The following is a 15,201-nucleotide window of genomic DNA, read 5'->3' as shown; positions in this document are numbered from 1 at the left end:
GGTCGCTCGCGGCGTGAGAACACTGCTCAATCCGCTGCGGCGTTCGGCTTGAGCGGCGGACAGCGTCCGCCGACGACCGCCAACTCGAAGTGCCAGATCTCGTTGGCGTAGATCTGACACAGACCGAAGCGGCGGCCGTTGGTGATGAGCCACTTGTCCGCCTCGACGGGCCCGATGTCGACGGCTTCGCCGGTCACGTGCTTCGACTTCTCCGGTGAGGCGACGAATTCCCTTGCCGCTTGGACACTTCCGTACCGGACGACGCCGTCGTCGAAGAGCCGCTCCTGAAACCCCTTCGATCGCCAGCCGGATGTGATGCGCATCTTTATGCCGTCGTCTTCGGCGCTACGCGCCGCTTTCTGCACCGCCTCGCGCAGCGCGGGGTCGAGCCACTTCACGATCGGATGCTCGGTGTCGAACGGGCTGACCGTCCGGTTGTCGGGCAGCCAGCCACCGACGGTGTCCTGCGCGGCCGGTCCGATGCTCAGCGGCTCTTGGCCGAGGGCGGGCGCCGGGGGTGGCGGTGGCGGAGGTGTGCCACATGCGGCGATTGCGCACACTGAAGCCGCCGCGAGCGTGCGCAAGATGCTGAGATTTCGCGGCGTGTCGTGTGCGAACACGCACTCAGTGTCACTGTGGTGATTGCCGCGTAGCGGTGGTTGGGTTCTTTTCATCTGGTGTTTGGCTCAGACGCGCACTGCCATCTTTCGGGGTTGGCATTCGAGCATATTGCCGACGCCGGATGGAAGGACCGACCGGCGTGACTTGATAGGAGCGTGGTATCGCCCCCACTGAGATGTGTCCAACCGGTCGGCCCAACCTTCTCCTCACCCATCACGATGAAAGAAGGCACCGTCCATGGTGGTTCTTGGAGCCGATGTACACAAGCGCACCCACACCTTCGTCGCTGTCGACGAACGGGGCCGCGAGGTCGGAGAGAAAGTCGTCCCCGCAACGACACAAGGGCATCTAGCCGCGTTGGCCTGGGCCAAGACCACCTTCGGCGAGGACCTACTGTGGGGTATCGAAGATTGCCGCAATCTCTCGGCGCGGCTGGAGCGCGACCTGTTATCGGCCGGGCAGAAGGTGGTGCGAGTGGCACCGAAACTGATGGCCCACGAACGCGCCGGTGCACGCACTCGAGGGAAATCCGATCCCATCGACGCCTTGGCGGTGGCTCGCGCGGTCCTGCGCCATCGCGATCTGCCTGTAGCGGCACACGACGAGGTTTCGCGCGAACTCAAGCTACTGGTCGATCGACGCGAAGACCTTGTGGGACAACGCACTGCCACCATCAACAGACTCCTGGGCCGGATCCACGAACTCGACCCGACCCAGGCGCCGAAGAAGGGATCACTTGACCGGGCCAAAACCCAGACCACCCTGGCCGCATGGTTGGCCACCCAAGACGGGCTGCTGGCCGAGCTGGCCACCGACGAGCTCGGTGACATCATCCGACTCACCCTGGCCATCAAAGCCCTCGACACCCGCATCAGCGACGCCGTGCAGCCAGTATCTCCACAACTGCTGGCACTGCCGGGCTGCGGCGAGCTCACCGCCGCCAAACTCGTCGGCGAAACCGCCGGCATCACCCGGTTCAAAAGCGAAGCCGCCTTCGCCTGCCACAGCGGCACCGCCCCCATCCCCGTCTGGTCAGGCAACACCACCGGCCGTGTGCGCCTCAGCCGCGCCGGCAACCGACAACTCAACGCCGCCCTGCACCGCATCGCACTGACCCAGATCCGCCTCGTCGGCAGCCCAGGACACGCCTACTACCGCATGAAACTCGCCCAGGGCGACTCCACCAAAGAAGCCCTGCGCTGCCTCAAACGACGCCTGGCACGAGTCGTCTACAACCGCTTACACGCCGACGAACAAACACGCCACCACACAGGCCAAACCACCGCGGCTTGACATAGGAGCAATGCTCGCACAACAAGGGCGGGCGGGGTCAATCTTCGGCGGCCAGGATGCAGAATTCGTTGCCCTCCGGATCGGCCAGCACGATCCAGCTTTCGTCGCCCTGGCCGATGTCGACGTGGCGGGCCCCGAGGCCGACCACCCGCTCGACCTCGGCCTGCTGATCGTCGGGCCGAAAGTCGAAGTGGATGCGATTCTTGACGACCTTGTCGTCGGGCACCCCGAGAAACAGCCAGTTGGGGCCGGCGCCAGTCGGTGCGTGCAGCACGACGTCACCGTCGTCGTCGACGTCGTGCGGCCAGCCCAGCACCTGCGACCACCACCGGCCCAATGCGGAAGCGTCGTGGGCGTCGATGCAGATCTCGTCGAACTTCAGCGTCACCGTGCCAGCTCCTTCTTGAGCACCTTGCCCATCGCGTTGCGCGGCAGCGAGTCCACCAGCCGCACCTCACGAGGTCGCTTGTGTATCGAAAGCTGTTGGGCCACAAACTCGATCAGCTCGTCCGGGGTGGCGTCACCGACGACGAACGCGACGATGCGCTGGCCGAGGTCCTCGTCGGGCAAACCGACGACCGCGACTTCGCGCACGCCATCGTGCCCAAGCAGCGCCGCCTCGATCTCGCCGGCGCCCACCCGGAAACCTCCGGTCTTGATCATGTCGACGGATTCGCGTCCGACGATCCGGTGCATACCGTCGGCGTCTATCACCGCGACGTCGCCCGTGCGATACCAGCCGTCGGCGTCGAGTACCTCGGCTGTCGCATCGGGTCGGTTGAGGTAGCCGTCGAACAACGTCGCGCCCCGAACATGAAGCTGACCAATGGTTTCCCCGTCGTGCGGCGCCGCGCCACCGTGCTCGTCGACCAGCCGCGTCTGGATACCGGTCAGCGGCAGGCCTACCCAGCCGGGTCTGCGCTCACCGTCGGCGCGGGTGCTGATCGTGATCAACGACTCCGTCGAGCCGTAGCGTTCGATAGGCCGGTGCCCGGCCCTTTCGACCAACTTGTCGAACACCGGCACCGGCAGCGGGGCGCTGCCCGATACCAGCAGCCGCGCCGACCCCAGAGCCTTTGCCGCCTCCGCGTCGTCGGCCACCCGCGACCACACCGTCGGCACCCCGAAGTACACCGTCCCACCTGCCGCCGCATAGTTCTGCGGACTCGGTTTTCCGGTGTGCACGAATCGGTTTCCGATGCGCAGCGACCCCAGCAGGCCGAGGATCAACCCGTGCACGTGATACAGCGGCAAGCCGTGCACCAGGATATCGTCGGGGGTCCACTGCCACGCTTCGGCGAGTGCGTCAATGTCGGCGGCGATCGCGCGGCGGCTGACAACGACACCCTTGGGCGGGCCGGTCGTGCCGGACGTGTAGACGATCAACGCGGGCGACTCGGCGGGCGGTTCGGCGTAGCGGTGCCACGAGCGGGCGTGCAGTCGCACCGGCACGTGCTGCAGACCCTCGGTCTCCGCGGGCTTCTCCCCCAGCCACGCCTGCGCGCCCGAGTCGCCCAGTATGTGTCTGCGCTCGGCGGCGCCGACGTCGGCGGGCACCGGGACGACCGGCACACCGGCGATCAGGCAGCCCGTCACCGCCAATACGGTCTCCACGGTCGGGGTGGCCAGCACGGCGACCCGGTGCGCACCCGCGACGCGTTCGGCCACCGAAGTCGCGGCGCCCACCAGATCGCTGCGCGACAACTGCGCCCCGGCGATGCGGACCGCGTCCCCGACGTCAGCACCACCCGCGACCGCGGCGGGGTTGAGCGAAGCCAGCAGCATAAGCAGCGAGGTTACCCATATCGACTCGGCGATACTGGGCGCGTGACTCACATTGAGCGGCTGGCGTCGCGCGAGGTCTACCGAAACAACTGGATGGCGCTGCGTGAGGACGACATCCGCCGACCCGACGGCAGCGACGGCATCTACGCGGTCGTGGACAAGCCTACGTATGCGTTGGTGATTGCCAGGGACGGTGACCGGTTCCGACTGGTCGAGCAGTTCCGCTATCCGCTGGGTCTCCGGCGCTGGGAGTTTCCGCAGGGCACCGCCCCGGACCAGAAGGCACTCGCGCCCGCCGACCTTGCGGCCCGCGAACTGCGCGAGGAGACGGGCCTGCGCGCGTCGGAGCTGGTGCGGCTGGGACTGCTCGACGTGGCGCCCGGAATGAGCAGCCAGCGCGGCTGGGTGTTCCTGGCGACCGGCATCACCGAGGGCGAGCACGACCGCGAGCACGAGGAACAGGACATGCACAGCGAATGGTTCACCCGTGCCGAGATCGAGCAGATGATGCGCGACGGGGTGATCACCGACGCGCAGTCGATCGCGGCATGGACCCTGCTGGTGCTGTCGGGGCACTAGCGGATGCGATGAGTTTGGTCGCGGTGCCGAGTCTTCACAGTGACGCAGAAAAGCGACCACGGGAGACTGAACATGGCGACCTCAGACACCATGCCGATCGGCATGTACTCGTTCGCCTGCCGCGACGCCGCTGCGCTGGCGCGCTTCTGGTCCAGGGTGCTCAACCGGCCGGTCGACGAGCACGCGACCGCGGAGTTCGCGACCGTCGGCCTCGACGACGGCGGCGTGACCTGGATGTTCCAGGGGCAAACGGCCGCGGATTTACCCACGGGACAGAATCGGCTGATGATCGACTTCAACGGCGGACCCGCGTGGTCGGAGCACGCCGACCGGGTCGAATCGTTGGGCGCGGTGCGGGTCAGTGATCACCAGGAGGACGGTTTGTACTGGGTCGTCTTCCGCGATCCCGAGGACAACACGTTCCGCATCTTCTCGCCTCGGGTGTAACCGGCCCGTCGACAATGACTTCGAACCGCGAGCCGCGCTGCTTCGTATACCAAGTAGGAGCGATCGGGGGAGGTGACACGATGACCGCGATCTACGGGATGATGGCGATGATGCCGCTGGTGTTCGGCGGCGCCGGCTACTTCGTCGTGTCCTCCGCCGGTTGCGGCGAGACCCCGCAACCACCGGCACATCGAGACCAATCCGTGACGGTGTCGTAGCCTTCGGCAAACCGTGTCGCGAGGGGTCGGGGGAATTCGGCTCAGTAATGTTCACGATATGTCCGCCCGTGCCCTGACCAGTGCGCTGTTGGGGCTGACATGTGCTGTGGCCGCGAGTGTTTCGCTGTTGCCGACGGCCGCCGCAGCGAATCCGGCGTGGAACGGGCGCTACGAGATCGTCACCTACGCGTCGGACAAGATGGGCACCAGCATCGCCGCCGCTCAACCTGAACCCGATTTCAGCGCGCAGTACGTGCTGGCGACCGACTGCTCGACTGGGCTGTGCGTCGCCACCGTCGTGTCGGGTCCCGCGCCGGGCAATCCCACCATCCCGCAACCGGTCCGCTACACCTGGGACGGGGCGCGGTGGCAGTACGCCTACAACTGGCAGTGGGAGTGCTTCCGCGGTGATGGGGTTGCTAGCGAGTACGCGCCGGCGCGGTCCCGCGTGTTCTACGCCCCCGACATCGACGGACAGCTGTTCGGGACCTGGCAGACCGAGATCCTGGGCGGAGCATGCCGGGGGACGGTCGTGATGCCGGTCGCGGCCCGCCCCGTCAGCTCGCCCGGTATTCCCGTCGGCGTGGCACTCTAGGCGCCGCGACGTTCGGCCAGCGCCCGCAGAAAGAACATCAGGTTGGCGGGCCGCTCTGCGAGCCTGCGCACGAAGTACCCGTACCACTGGGCGCCGAATGGCAGGTACACCCGCACATGGTTGCCCGCATCGGTCAGCCTGCGCTGCTCGGCATCGCGGATGCCGTACAGCATCTGGTATTCGAAATCGTCTCGGCTGCGGTAGTTCTCGGCGGCCAGTGCGGGTACCGCCGCGATGACGGCCGGGTCGTGCGAGGCCACCATCGGGTAACTGTTCCCTGCCATCAGCACCCGAAGGCAGCGCAGGTAGGAGTCGGTGACGGCGTCGCGGTCGCGGTAGGCCACCGACGCCGGTTCGTTGTAAGCACCTTTGCACAACCGGATTCGCGCAGCCGCCGATGAGCGCTTGCGCGAAGAGAATGCAGCAGGGGCGGCGAATTCCCGGCAGTCGGCATGGGTGCGCTTGAGGTGCGCCTGCAGAGCCGTTCCCAGCCAGCCGAACTCGGTGCGCAGATCGCGCACGATCGACAGGGTCGAATCGGTGGTGGTGTGGTCTTCCGCATCCACCGTCACCCACACGCCGATGCCCTGTGCCCGTTCGCAGATGGTGTGAGCGTTCTCCAGCGCGATCTTCTCACCGTCGCGTGCCAGCGCCTGCCCCAACGCCGACAACTTCAACGAGACCTCGAGCGGTCGCACGACCGCCGGCCCCTCTTCACGCCGTGCGAGTCCGTCCAGCAGCGCCAGATACGCGTGCACGTTCTCGGTCGCGGTGTCCGCGTCGGTCACGTCCTCGCCGAGGTGGTCGACCGACACGAGGCGACCCGAATCACGCAATTGGACAACGGCATCGAGCGCGTCGTGCACCGTCTCCCCCGGCACGAACCGGTGCACGACATCGCGTGTCACCGGAAGGCGCTCGGCGGCTCTTCGCAGAGAGTCCCGCCGGCCCGCGGCCATGATCGCCGGCCGCGCAAACCGTTCGAAGACCCCCATCACTGCCCCATGTGCGGATAGTTGTGGTCGGTCGGGGGGACGAGGGTCTCCTTGACCGAGCGCGCCGACGTCCACCGCAGCAGGTTCAGCGCCGAACCGGCCTTGTCGTTGGTGCCCGATGCCCGCGATCCGCCGAAGGGCTGCTGCCCAACGACTGCGCCGGTCGGCTTGTCGTTGATGTAGAAGTTGCCTGCGGCATGGCGCAGTCGCCGTTCGGCCTGCAGCACCGCCGAGCGGTCGTCGGCGATCACCGCACCGGTCAGCGCGTACTTCGCCCCGGTGTCGACGACGTCGAGGATGCGGTCGTATCCGTCGTCGGGGTAGACGTGAACCGCCAGGATCGGCCCGAAATACTCGGTGTGGAACGATTCGTCGGTCGGGTCGTCGGACAACAGCACGGTCGGGCGGACGAAATAGCCCTCCATGTCGTCGTATTCGCCGCCGACGGCGATGGTCACGTGGGCCGTCTTCGCGCGCTCGATCGCCTTGACGTTCTTGGCGAACGCCCGTGCGTCGATCAGCGCACCGCCGAAGTTGCTCAGGTCGGCCACGTCGCCGTAGCGCAGTTCCTCTGTCGCCGAGAGAAAGTCGTCACCCATCTGTTGCCACACCGAGCGCGCGATGAACGCCCGTGACGCCGCCGAGCACTTCTGGCCCTGATAGTCGAACGCGCCGCGGATCAGCGCCGTGCGCAGCACGTCGGGCTGCGCGCTGGCATGGGCGACGACGAAGTCTTTGCCGCCCGTCTCGCCCACCAGACGCGGGTAGCCGTGGTAGCGGTCGATGTTGTTGCCCACCTCGCGCCACAGATGCTGGAACGTCGTGGTCGACCCGGTGAAGTGGATGCCTGCCAGCCGCGGATCCGACAGCGCCACCTCGGAAACCGCCACGCCGTCCCCGGTGAGCAGGTTGATGACGCCGGGCGGCAGACCGGCCTGCTCCAGCAACTGCATCGTGCGATAGGCGGCGAATGTCTGGGTGGGCGAGGGCTTCCAGATCACGGTGTTGCCCATCAGCGCAGGCGCGGTCGGCAGGTTGCCCGCGATCGCGGTGAAGTTGAACGGCGTGATCGCGTAGATGAATCCATCGAGCGGTCGGTAGTCGGTGCGGTTCCAGACCCCGCGCACGCTGATCGGTTGTTGCTCGAGGATCTTTCGGGCGAACGAGACGTTGAACCGCCAGAAGTCGATGAGCTCGCAGGCCGCGTCGATCTCGGCTTGGTACGCCGACTTCGACTGCCCGAGCATGGTGGCGGCGCACAGTTTTTCGCGCCACGGGCCTGCGAGGAGGTCGGCCGCCCGCAGGAACACCGCTGCCCGGTCGTCGAACGGAGTGGCCTCCCACTGCACTTTGGCGGCCATCGCGGCCTCGATGGCGGCAGCAGCGTCGGCGTGAGTGGCGTTGGTCAGAGTGCCCAACCGCCCGGAAGGGTCGGTGTGACGGTGTGGCTGCACCACGTCGATGCGGTCGCCGTCACCCATCCGGTGCCGGCCGCCGATGACGTGCGGCAGGTCGGCGGGGTGGGCGGCGACGGAGGTGAGTGCCTCGATGAGCCGGGCGCGTTCACCCGAGCCCGGCGCGTATTCGTGGACCGGCTCGTTCACCGGAGGGGGCACGTCGGTGATCGCATCCATGACGAAATGATGCTCTGCCACGACTCCCGATCCGATGGCCGATTCGACAATGCCACCGGCGATCTATAGTCGGATCAGACAAAGGGGTGTGCGATGGAGCCACGAACCGCCGGTCTCGGCCTCGGCCGACTGCTGCTGACGCTGGACCGGACCATGGTGACGCTGGTCGAGGCGCCGCGCGGCCTGGACATGCCCGTCGCATCGGTCGCCCTGGTCGACGCCGACGATGTCCGGCTGGGTCTGGCCGTCGGACCCGGCTCGGCGGACCTGTTCTTTCTGCTCGGTGTCGACGACGTGGACGCGGTGCGCTGGCTCGAGCGGCAGTTCGCAGGCACCGGCCGGGTGCCCGCGGCGATCTTCGTCAAGGAACCGTCTCCTGCCGCGGTCGAGCAGGCGGTCGCGCTGGGCACCGCGGTGGTGGCCGTCGAACCGCAGGCCCGCTGGGAGTCGCTGTACAAACTGGTGAACCACGCGTTCGAACATCACGGCGACCATGGCGATCCGCACCACGATCCGGGCACCGACCTGTTCGGCTTGGCCCAGTCGATGGCCGATCGCACTCGCGGCATGATCAGCATCGAGGACGAGAATTCCCACGTGCTGGCGTATTCGGCGTCCAGCGATGAGGCCGACGAGCTACGCCGGCTGACCATCCTCGGCCGCGCCGGCCCGCCCGAGCACCTGGCCTGGCTCGCGCAGTGGGGCATTTTCGACGCCCTGCGTTCGAGCACCGACATCGTGCGCGTCGCCGAACGACCGGAGTTGGGGCTGCGACCGCGCCTGGCGGTCGGCATCCACGTTCCCGATGCGAAAGCGGACCGGTTCGCCGGAACCATTTGGCTGCAGCAGGGTTCGGTTGCGCTGGCCGACGATGTGGAGGAGGTGCTGCGCGGCGGCGCTGTCTTGGCGGCACGAATCCTGTCGCGGCTGTCGGCCTCGCCGTCCACACACACCAGACAGCTGCAGGAGCTGCTCGGCCTGTCCGGTGACGCGGTCGATGTCGCAGCCGTCGCACAGGAACTCGGCATCTCCGTCGAGGGCCGAGGGGCACTCGTCGGTTTCGTCGATCCCGAGGGCACCACACCGGCGAGCGTGATCGCCCTGAGCGCCAGCGCTTTTCGGCCCGATGCTCAGATCACGTCGAGTGGTGGGCGGGTCTATGTGCTACTTCCGAAGATCGGTGCGCCGTCGTCGGTGATGTCGTGGGCGCGCGGTGTGGTCGCGACGCTCGACCGGGAACTGGGTCTCTCGCTGCGGACGGTCGTCGCCGCCCCGCTTGCCGGACTGGCGGCCGCCGCGAACGCACGCGCCGATGTGGACCGGGTCTTCGACAGCGCACAGCGTCATCCCGGCGCGATCGGCCATGTCGCGTCGCTCGACGACGCGCGTACCACCGTGCTGCTCGACGAGATCGTGTCGCGGGTCGGTCAGCGGCTCGTCGACCCGCGGATACATCAACTGCGAGAACAGGATCCGGTGCTCGCCGAAACGCTCGGGGCCTACCTTGACGCGTTCGGTGACATCACCGCGGTCGCTCAGCGATTACACGTGCATCCGAACACGGTGCGCTACCGAATCCGTCGCATCGAGAAGTTGTTGTCGACGTCGCTGAACGATCCCGACGACCGGCTGGTGCTCGCGCTCGGCTTACGAGCGACGGAACCTAGCCGGCCGTGAGGCGCTGTGCGGCCGCCGATATCCGCTCGTCGGTCGCGGTCAACGCGATCCGCACGTGTTTGGTCCCGCGGGCGCCGTAGAACTCGCCGGGTGCGACGAGGATGCCGCGCTGCGCGAGCCAGGCGGCGGTGTCGCGGCAAGGCTCCCCGCGCGTTGCCCACAGGTACAACCCGGCCTCGGAGTCTTCGACGGTCAACCCGGCCGCACGCACGGCCGGAAGCAGGATCTCACGCCGTTTCTCGTAGCGGGCGCGCTGCTCGCATTCGTGCTCGTCGTCGTCGAGAGCGGCGACCATCGCGCCCTGCACCGGTGTCGGCACCATCATTCCGGCGTGCTTGCGAACCGCCAGCAGCTCGGCGACGACGCTCGGGTCTCCCGCGACGAAACCGGCCCGATACCCGGCCAGCGACGACGTCTTGGACAGCGAATGCACGGCCAGCAACCCCGTATGGTCCCCGTCGCACACCGACGGATGCAGCACCGACACCGGTGCGGCGTCCCAGCCGAGCCCGAGGTAACACTCGTCGGAGGCGACCAGTACACCGCGCTCGCGTGCCCAGCCGACCACCTTGCGTAGGTGGTCGACGCCCAGCACCTTGCCCGTCGGGTTGCTCGGCGAGTTCAGGTACACCAGAGCGGGGGTCTGCGGACCGAGTTGTGTCAGGGAGTCGGCCCGCACGATCCGCGCGCCCGCCAGCCGCGCGCCGACGTCGTACGTCGGATAGGCCAGCTCGGGCGCGACCACAGCGTCGTCGGGACCCAGCCCCAACAGCGTCGGCAACCAGGCGATGAGCTCTTTGGTTCCGATCACCGGCAGCACGCTGTCGGCCGACAGGCCCGTGATGCCGTAGCGACGCGCCAGCGCGTTCACGGCAGCCTCTCGCAGTGCCGGGGTGCCTGCCGTGGTCGGGTAGCCGGGCGAGGCGCTGGCCGCCGTCAGCGCATCGCGGATGACCGGCGCCACCGGGTCCACCGGGGTGCCCACGGACAGGTCGACGATGCCGTCCTGGTGCGCGCGAGCCAGAGCGGTCACGTCGGCCAGCGTGTCCCAGGGAAACGCCGGCAGCGACGCGCTACGGGGCTGTCGCGCCGCTCGGCCGCGCTGTGCGGGCGGCGGCATACTGCGCCCTGTGTGAACCGTTTTCAGTCCTCACCTTGCGGCGGCATGCTCTTGACCGGCTCCGGGTCGTTGTCGGTCTGGCCCACCTTCGACGCGCCACCGGGCGAACCGAGTTCGTCGAAGAAGTCGGCGTTGAGCTGCGTGTAGCTGCTCCACTGATCGGGCACGTCGTCTTCGTAGTAGATGGCCTCGACGGGGCACACCGGCTCGCAGGCACCACAGTCCACGCACTCATCTGGGTGGATGTAGAGCATGCGAGCGCCTTCGTAGATGCAGTCGACTGGGCATTCCTCGATACACGCCTTGTCTTTGACGTCGACACAAGGCTCGGCAATGACGTACGTCACCGTGTTCTCCTCAAGGTCTCCTCGATCTCCTGTCCGGTGGGCTGCCGTACGGGGTGGGCATCCAAGCTCAGCCGCAAGTATCCGTGGTCGTTACTTGGACGGTCGTCTCAGTGTGCCCTAACTTTCACACGCAGCCCTGTTAAGGGTTGCGCGTGGTTACTGATACTAAACGTTGCACATACAACTGCCTAGCAGACACCCCTTAGTCCGACCGCGCGAGGCGACGACCTTGCTATACCTGCGTGATGGAACGTTGCGCCCCGCCCGTCGACAAGACGGCCGTCCTCCATGTCCGACAACTGACCGCAGCCGAGGTCGACGCCGTACGCGCCACCAAACGGGTCTTCAAGGAGAGCGCGTGGGACGAGTGGCGAACTACGCAGCGGCTCAGGTTCGAGGGGCCGAACGAGCAGTTCGAGGTCAGCGCCGACTTCGCAACCGATCTGGTGTCGGTGCCGGGCGTGGTGGCCTGGTTCGTGCCTCGCGCCGGGCGTTATGCGCGCGCGGCCGTCCTCCACGACTACCTGTGGCGCTTTCCTGAGCGCACGGGTTGCGACCGCCGGACCGCCGACTATCGCTTTCGCCTGCAGATGCAGCGCGATGGCGTGAGCCTGCTGCGGCGCTGGATTATCTGGGCGACGGTGCGGCTGGCCGCGATCCTGCAGGGCAAGGGAGGCGCCGGCTGGTGGAGAGATCTGCCGGGCGCCCTGCTTCTGGTGCTGCTCGTCGCCGCCCCGATCATCGTCGTGCCCGCGTTGGTGATCGTGGTGGCGACCGTGGTCTTCTGGCTTCTCGAGTCGGTCGTCGCGGTGGTGGTGCCCGACGAGACACCACCACCGCTGCCGTTGAAGACCTGACGGGTCAGGCCCGCTTGAGGGCCTCGATCTCGAGTGTGACGGTGACCTTGTCGCCGACGACCGCGCCGCCGGTCTCGAGCGGCATGTCGATGTCGATGCCGAAGTCTCTGCGGTTCAGCACAACTGAGGCCCCGAAGCCGGCGACCTCGCCCTGCCCCATGCCGGGGTTGACGCCGTTGAACTCGACTTCGAGGGTGATCGGCTTGGTGACGCCCTTGAGCGTGAAGTCGCCATCGACGAAATAGGCGTCGCCGTTGGGCCCGCGCTTTCAGGCCCGTTTCAGGCCGCGAGCGACCGCAGAATGTCGCCGGAACGCGGCGTGTCGGGGTGCAGACACGGTCGCTCGCGGAAGTAAAGCTAGGCGGCGAGGGGGGCGTACGTCGTGGAACGCTGGCGCGCCGGGCGGCCGATGCCCTCGGCGATCGAGACGAGTTCCTCGACCGTCTTGTAGGAGCCGAACTCCGAACCGGCCATCCTCGAGATCGTCTCCTCCATCAAGGTGCCGCCGAGGTCGTTGGCGCCGCCGGTGAGCATCACCTGGGTGCGCTCGACGCCGAGTTTGACCCAGCTGGTCTGGATGTTGGAGATCCGGCCGTGCAGCATGATGCGCGCGAGCGCGTGCACGGCGCGATTGTCGCGGTGTGTCGGGCCCGGCCGCGCGCCGCCGGCCAAGTACAGCGGCGAGCTCTGGTGCACGAACGGCAGCGGCACGAATTCCGTGAACCCGCCCGTACGGTCTTGGATTTCGCGCAATACCCGTAGGTGGCCGACCCAGTGTCGGGGCTGGTCGACGTGGCCGTACATCATCGTCGAGCTGGATCGCAGACCGACCTCGTGGGCGGTCGTCACGACCTCGATCCACATCGACGTCGGCAGCTTGCCTTTCGTCAGCACCCATCGCACTTCGTCGTCGAGAATTTCTGCCGCGGTGCCCGGGATGCTGCCCAACCCCGCCTCGCGCAACGACGTCAGCCATTCGCGAATCGACAGGCCGCTGCGGGTGACACCGTTGGCGATCTCCATCGGCGAGAACGCATGTACATGCATCGACGGCACGCGCTTCCTCACCGCGCGCACCAGATCGGCGTAGCCGGTGACGGGCAGTTCGGGGTCGATACCGCCCTGCATGCACACCTCGGTCGCGCCCGCGACGTGCGCCTCCCACGCCCGGTCGGCGACCTCGTCCACCGACAGCGAGTACGCATCGGCGTCGCCTTTACGCTGTGCGAAAGCACAGAACCGGCAGCCGGTGTAGCAGATGTTGGTGAAGTTGATGTTGCGGTTGACGACGAACGTGACGTCGTCGCCCACGGCGTCGCGACGCAGCGAATCGGCAAGCGCGCCAACCGCGTCCAATGCCGGACCGTCGGCGCACGCCAGCGCCAGGTACGCGTCATCCGACAGCCCGGCCGGATCGCGTTCGGCGGCGCGCAACGCCGCCAGCACATCGGTGTCGATGCGTTCGGGTGCCCTGGCCGCGAGTTCGGAAATCTTCTCCCGGATCGACTCCCAATCGCCGAACGCGCTGTCGAGGTCGCTGCGGGTCTCGGTGAGCCGCCCGGCGTCGTCGATCGCGGAGTGAAGGTCGGTGCGGCCCAACGACTCCGACGCCTCATCGGGCTCCTGCCACGGCCGCCCAACTGGGTTGACGTCCAGCGCGAAACCGGTGTCGGGGTCGGCAAGCGCGTCGACGTGGCCCCGCACTCGCGGGTCGATCCACGCCGCACCCGCCAGCACGTACTGCGGCTGCGCGGTGAGCCGCTGCACCAGGTCGTAGCCGGCGTCGGCGGTCACCGCGGCCAGCTCGTCGAGTGCAGGCCACGGGCGTTCGGGGTTGACGTGGTCGGGGGTCAACGGCGAGACACCGCCCCAGTCGTCGACCCCAGCCCCGACGAGGGCCAGACACTCGTTGCGCGACACGAGGTTCGGCGGTGCCTGAACCCGCATCTTCGGTCCCAGCACCAGACGGGTGACCGCGATGGTGGCCAGGAAGTCCTCGAACTCCGCGTCCGGCGATGCGGCCATCGCGGTGTGGTCCTTGGCCCGAAAGTTCTGCACGATCACTTCCTGAACGTGCCCGAACTCCTTGTGCGACCGACGAATCGCGTGAATGGCCTCGGCCCGCTCGACAAGCGTTTCACCTATCCCGACGAGCAGGCCCGTGGTGAACGGGATCGACAGCCGACCCGCGTCGGCCAGGGTCCGCAGCCGAACCTCGGGGTCCTTGTCCGGGCTGCCGTAATGAGCCGCGCCGCGAGTCTCGTACAGCCGCCGCGAGGTGGTTTCGAGCATCATGCCCATCGACGGTGCGACCGGCTTGAGCCGGGACAGTTCCGACCAACTCATCACGCCGGGATTCAGGTGTGGCAGCAGCCCGGTCTCTTCGAGGACGCGGATCGCCATCGCGCGCACGTAGTCCAGCGTGGAGTCGTAACCCCGCTCGTCGAGCCACTGTCGGGCCTCGTCCCACCGCGCCTCAGGGCGGTCACCGAGCGTGAACAACGCCTCCTTGCAACCCAATTCGGCTCCGCGCCGCGCGACGTCGAGAATCTCGTCGGGCTCCATGTACATGCCCTTGCCCTGCGCACGCAGCCGGCCGGGGACGGTGACGAACGTGCAGTAGTGGCAGGTGTCACGGCACAGATGCGTGACGGGAATGAAGACTTTGCGCGAGTAGCTGACCGGAAGCCGTCCCGAGGGCCCGCGCCGCCCTGCCGCCTCGAGTCCGGCGTCGCGCACCCGTGAGGCGCTGGTGCACAGGTCGGCGAGGTCATCGCCGCGAGCGGTCATCGCGATCGCGGCTTCGTCGACGTTGAGCGCCACCCCGTCGCGTGCGCGTCGCAGTACCCGCCGCAGCGCCGCAGGACTGGGCTGATCGGGCTTCGATGAGATCACCGGGTCGGGCAGATCGGCGCCGCGCTGAGGGTTCAGAGCCACTCCCCTGTAACCCCGCCGCCGAAGAGTTTCATCCCCTCCGACTCAGATCCGGTCTCACATGGTGAAACCGCTTGCGCGTGCCGTACGCCTGACATA

The 15,201-nt window shown here is 67.5% G+C and carries 15 protein-coding genes and 1 pseudogene; 7 read left to right on the top strand and 9 right to left on the bottom strand.

Features of this window, described 5'->3' with window-relative positions:
• Window positions 1-26: 26 nt before the first annotated feature.
• Window positions 27-587 carry a M15 family metallopeptidase gene (locus tag AAHH99_RS16990; protein ID WP_418769900.1) on the bottom strand — a complete coding sequence of 187 codons (561 nt, stop codon included), beginning with the start codon at window positions 585-587 and terminating at the stop codon, window positions 27-29.
• A gap of 271 nt (window positions 588-858) precedes the next feature.
• Between AAHH99_RS16990 and AAHH99_RS16985 the strand changes: the two genes are divergently transcribed.
• Complete coding sequence (locus AAHH99_RS16985) at window positions 859-1,914, top strand: IS110 family transposase (RefSeq protein WP_418769775.1); 1,056 nt, start codon at window positions 859-861, stop codon at window positions 1,912-1,914.
• Between the two features lie 37 nt (window positions 1,915-1,951).
• On the opposite strand, the gene AAHH99_RS16980 is transcribed toward AAHH99_RS16985, so the two are convergent.
• Entirely contained in the window at window positions 1,952-2,302 is a 351-nt protein-coding gene (locus tag AAHH99_RS16980) for a VOC family protein (protein ID WP_418769774.1), read from the bottom strand.
• The gene (locus AAHH99_RS16975) at window positions 2,299-3,699 is read right to left on the bottom strand and encodes an acyl-CoA synthetase (protein WP_418769773.1); all 1,401 of its coding nucleotides are present in this window, start codon (window positions 3,697-3,699) and stop codon (window positions 2,299-2,301) included. Before AAHH99_RS16975 ends, AAHH99_RS16980 begins: the two co-directional genes overlap by 4 nt.
• A 93-nt stretch (window positions 3,700-3,792) precedes the next feature.
• Here AAHH99_RS16975 and AAHH99_RS16970 point away from each other — a divergent pair, with 93 nt between their 5' ends.
• From AAHH99_RS16970 to AAHH99_RS16955, 4 genes are all read left to right on the top strand, one after another.
• Window positions 3,793-4,278, top strand: coding sequence for an NUDIX domain-containing protein (locus AAHH99_RS16970; protein WP_418769899.1), 486 nt, complete (start codon window positions 3,793-3,795; stop codon window positions 4,276-4,278).
• 72 nt (window positions 4,279-4,350) lie between these two features.
• Window positions 4,351-4,725 (top strand): VOC family protein, encoded by a 375-nt coding sequence (locus tag AAHH99_RS16965; protein ID WP_418769772.1) that lies wholly within the window; start codon window positions 4,351-4,353, stop codon window positions 4,723-4,725.
• An 80-nt stretch (window positions 4,726-4,805) separates the two neighbouring features.
• Window positions 4,806-4,943, top strand: a complete 138-nt coding sequence (locus AAHH99_RS16960; protein WP_418769771.1) for a hypothetical protein — start codon at window positions 4,806-4,808, stop codon at window positions 4,941-4,943.
• 58 nt (window positions 4,944-5,001) lie between these two features.
• Entirely contained in the window at window positions 5,002-5,538 is a 537-nt protein-coding gene (locus tag AAHH99_RS16955) for a hypothetical protein (RefSeq protein ID WP_418769770.1), read from the top strand.
• Here AAHH99_RS16955 and AAHH99_RS16950 read toward each other — a convergent pair.
• Both AAHH99_RS16950 and pruA read right to left on the bottom strand, forming a co-directional pair.
• Window positions 5,535-6,533 carry a proline dehydrogenase family protein gene (locus AAHH99_RS16950; RefSeq protein ID WP_418769769.1) on the bottom strand — a complete coding sequence of 333 codons (999 nt, stop codon included), beginning with the start codon at window positions 6,531-6,533 and terminating at the stop codon, window positions 5,535-5,537. The two genes, AAHH99_RS16955 and AAHH99_RS16950, sit on opposite strands and share 4 nt — an antisense overlap.
• Window positions 6,533-8,167 (bottom strand): L-glutamate gamma-semialdehyde dehydrogenase, encoded by a 1,635-nt coding sequence (pruA, locus tag AAHH99_RS16945; RefSeq protein ID WP_418769768.1) that lies wholly within the window; start codon window positions 8,165-8,167, stop codon window positions 6,533-6,535. The genes AAHH99_RS16950 and pruA overlap by 1 nt, the downstream gene beginning before the upstream one ends.
• Window positions 8,168-8,260: 93 nt before the next feature.
• Between pruA and AAHH99_RS16940 the strand changes: the two genes are divergently transcribed.
• The gene (locus tag AAHH99_RS16940; RefSeq protein ID WP_418769767.1) at window positions 8,261-9,844 is read left to right on the top strand and encodes a PucR family transcriptional regulator; all 1,584 of its coding nucleotides are present in this window, start codon (window positions 8,261-8,263) and stop codon (window positions 9,842-9,844) included.
• On the opposite strand, the gene dapC is transcribed toward AAHH99_RS16940, so the two are convergent.
• Together dapC and fdxA are read right to left on the bottom strand one after the other, a co-directional pair.
• Window positions 9,831-10,964, bottom strand: coding sequence for a succinyldiaminopimelate transaminase (gene dapC / locus AAHH99_RS16935; RefSeq protein ID WP_418769766.1), 1,134 nt, complete (start codon window positions 10,962-10,964; stop codon window positions 9,831-9,833). The two genes, AAHH99_RS16940 and dapC, sit on opposite strands and share 14 nt — an antisense overlap.
• 23 nt (window positions 10,965-10,987) lie before the next feature.
• Window positions 10,988-11,311: a ferredoxin gene (fdxA, locus tag AAHH99_RS16930; RefSeq protein ID WP_418769765.1), complete on the bottom strand. Its 324-nt coding sequence runs from the start codon at window positions 11,309-11,311 to the stop codon at window positions 10,988-10,990.
• 245 nt (window positions 11,312-11,556) lie between these two features.
• Here fdxA and AAHH99_RS16925 point away from each other — a divergent pair, with 245 nt between their 5' ends.
• Window positions 11,557-12,168: a DUF1353 domain-containing protein gene (locus AAHH99_RS16925; protein ID WP_418769764.1), complete on the top strand. Its 612-nt coding sequence runs from the start codon at window positions 11,557-11,559 to the stop codon at window positions 12,166-12,168.
• A 4-nt stretch (window positions 12,169-12,172) separates the two neighbouring features.
• Here the strand turns inward: AAHH99_RS16925 and AAHH99_RS16920 are convergent.
• A pseudogene (locus tag AAHH99_RS16920) lies at window positions 12,173-12,424 on the bottom strand (YceI family protein); the annotation flags it as partial.
• Between the two features lie 101 nt (window positions 12,425-12,525).
• Window positions 12,526-15,075, bottom strand: a complete 2,550-nt coding sequence (locus AAHH99_RS16915) for a bifunctional FO biosynthesis protein CofGH (protein ID WP_418769898.1) — start codon at window positions 15,073-15,075, stop codon at window positions 12,526-12,528.
• Window positions 15,076-15,201: the final 126 nt, after the last annotated feature.

Origin of the sequence: Mycobacterium neumannii (assembly GCF_048452905.1) — a bacterium.
Taxonomy (GTDB): Bacteria; Actinomycetota; Actinomycetes; order Mycobacteriales; family Mycobacteriaceae; genus Mycobacterium; species Mycobacterium neumannii_B.
This window is presented reverse-complemented; position numbering and strand designations above follow the sequence as displayed.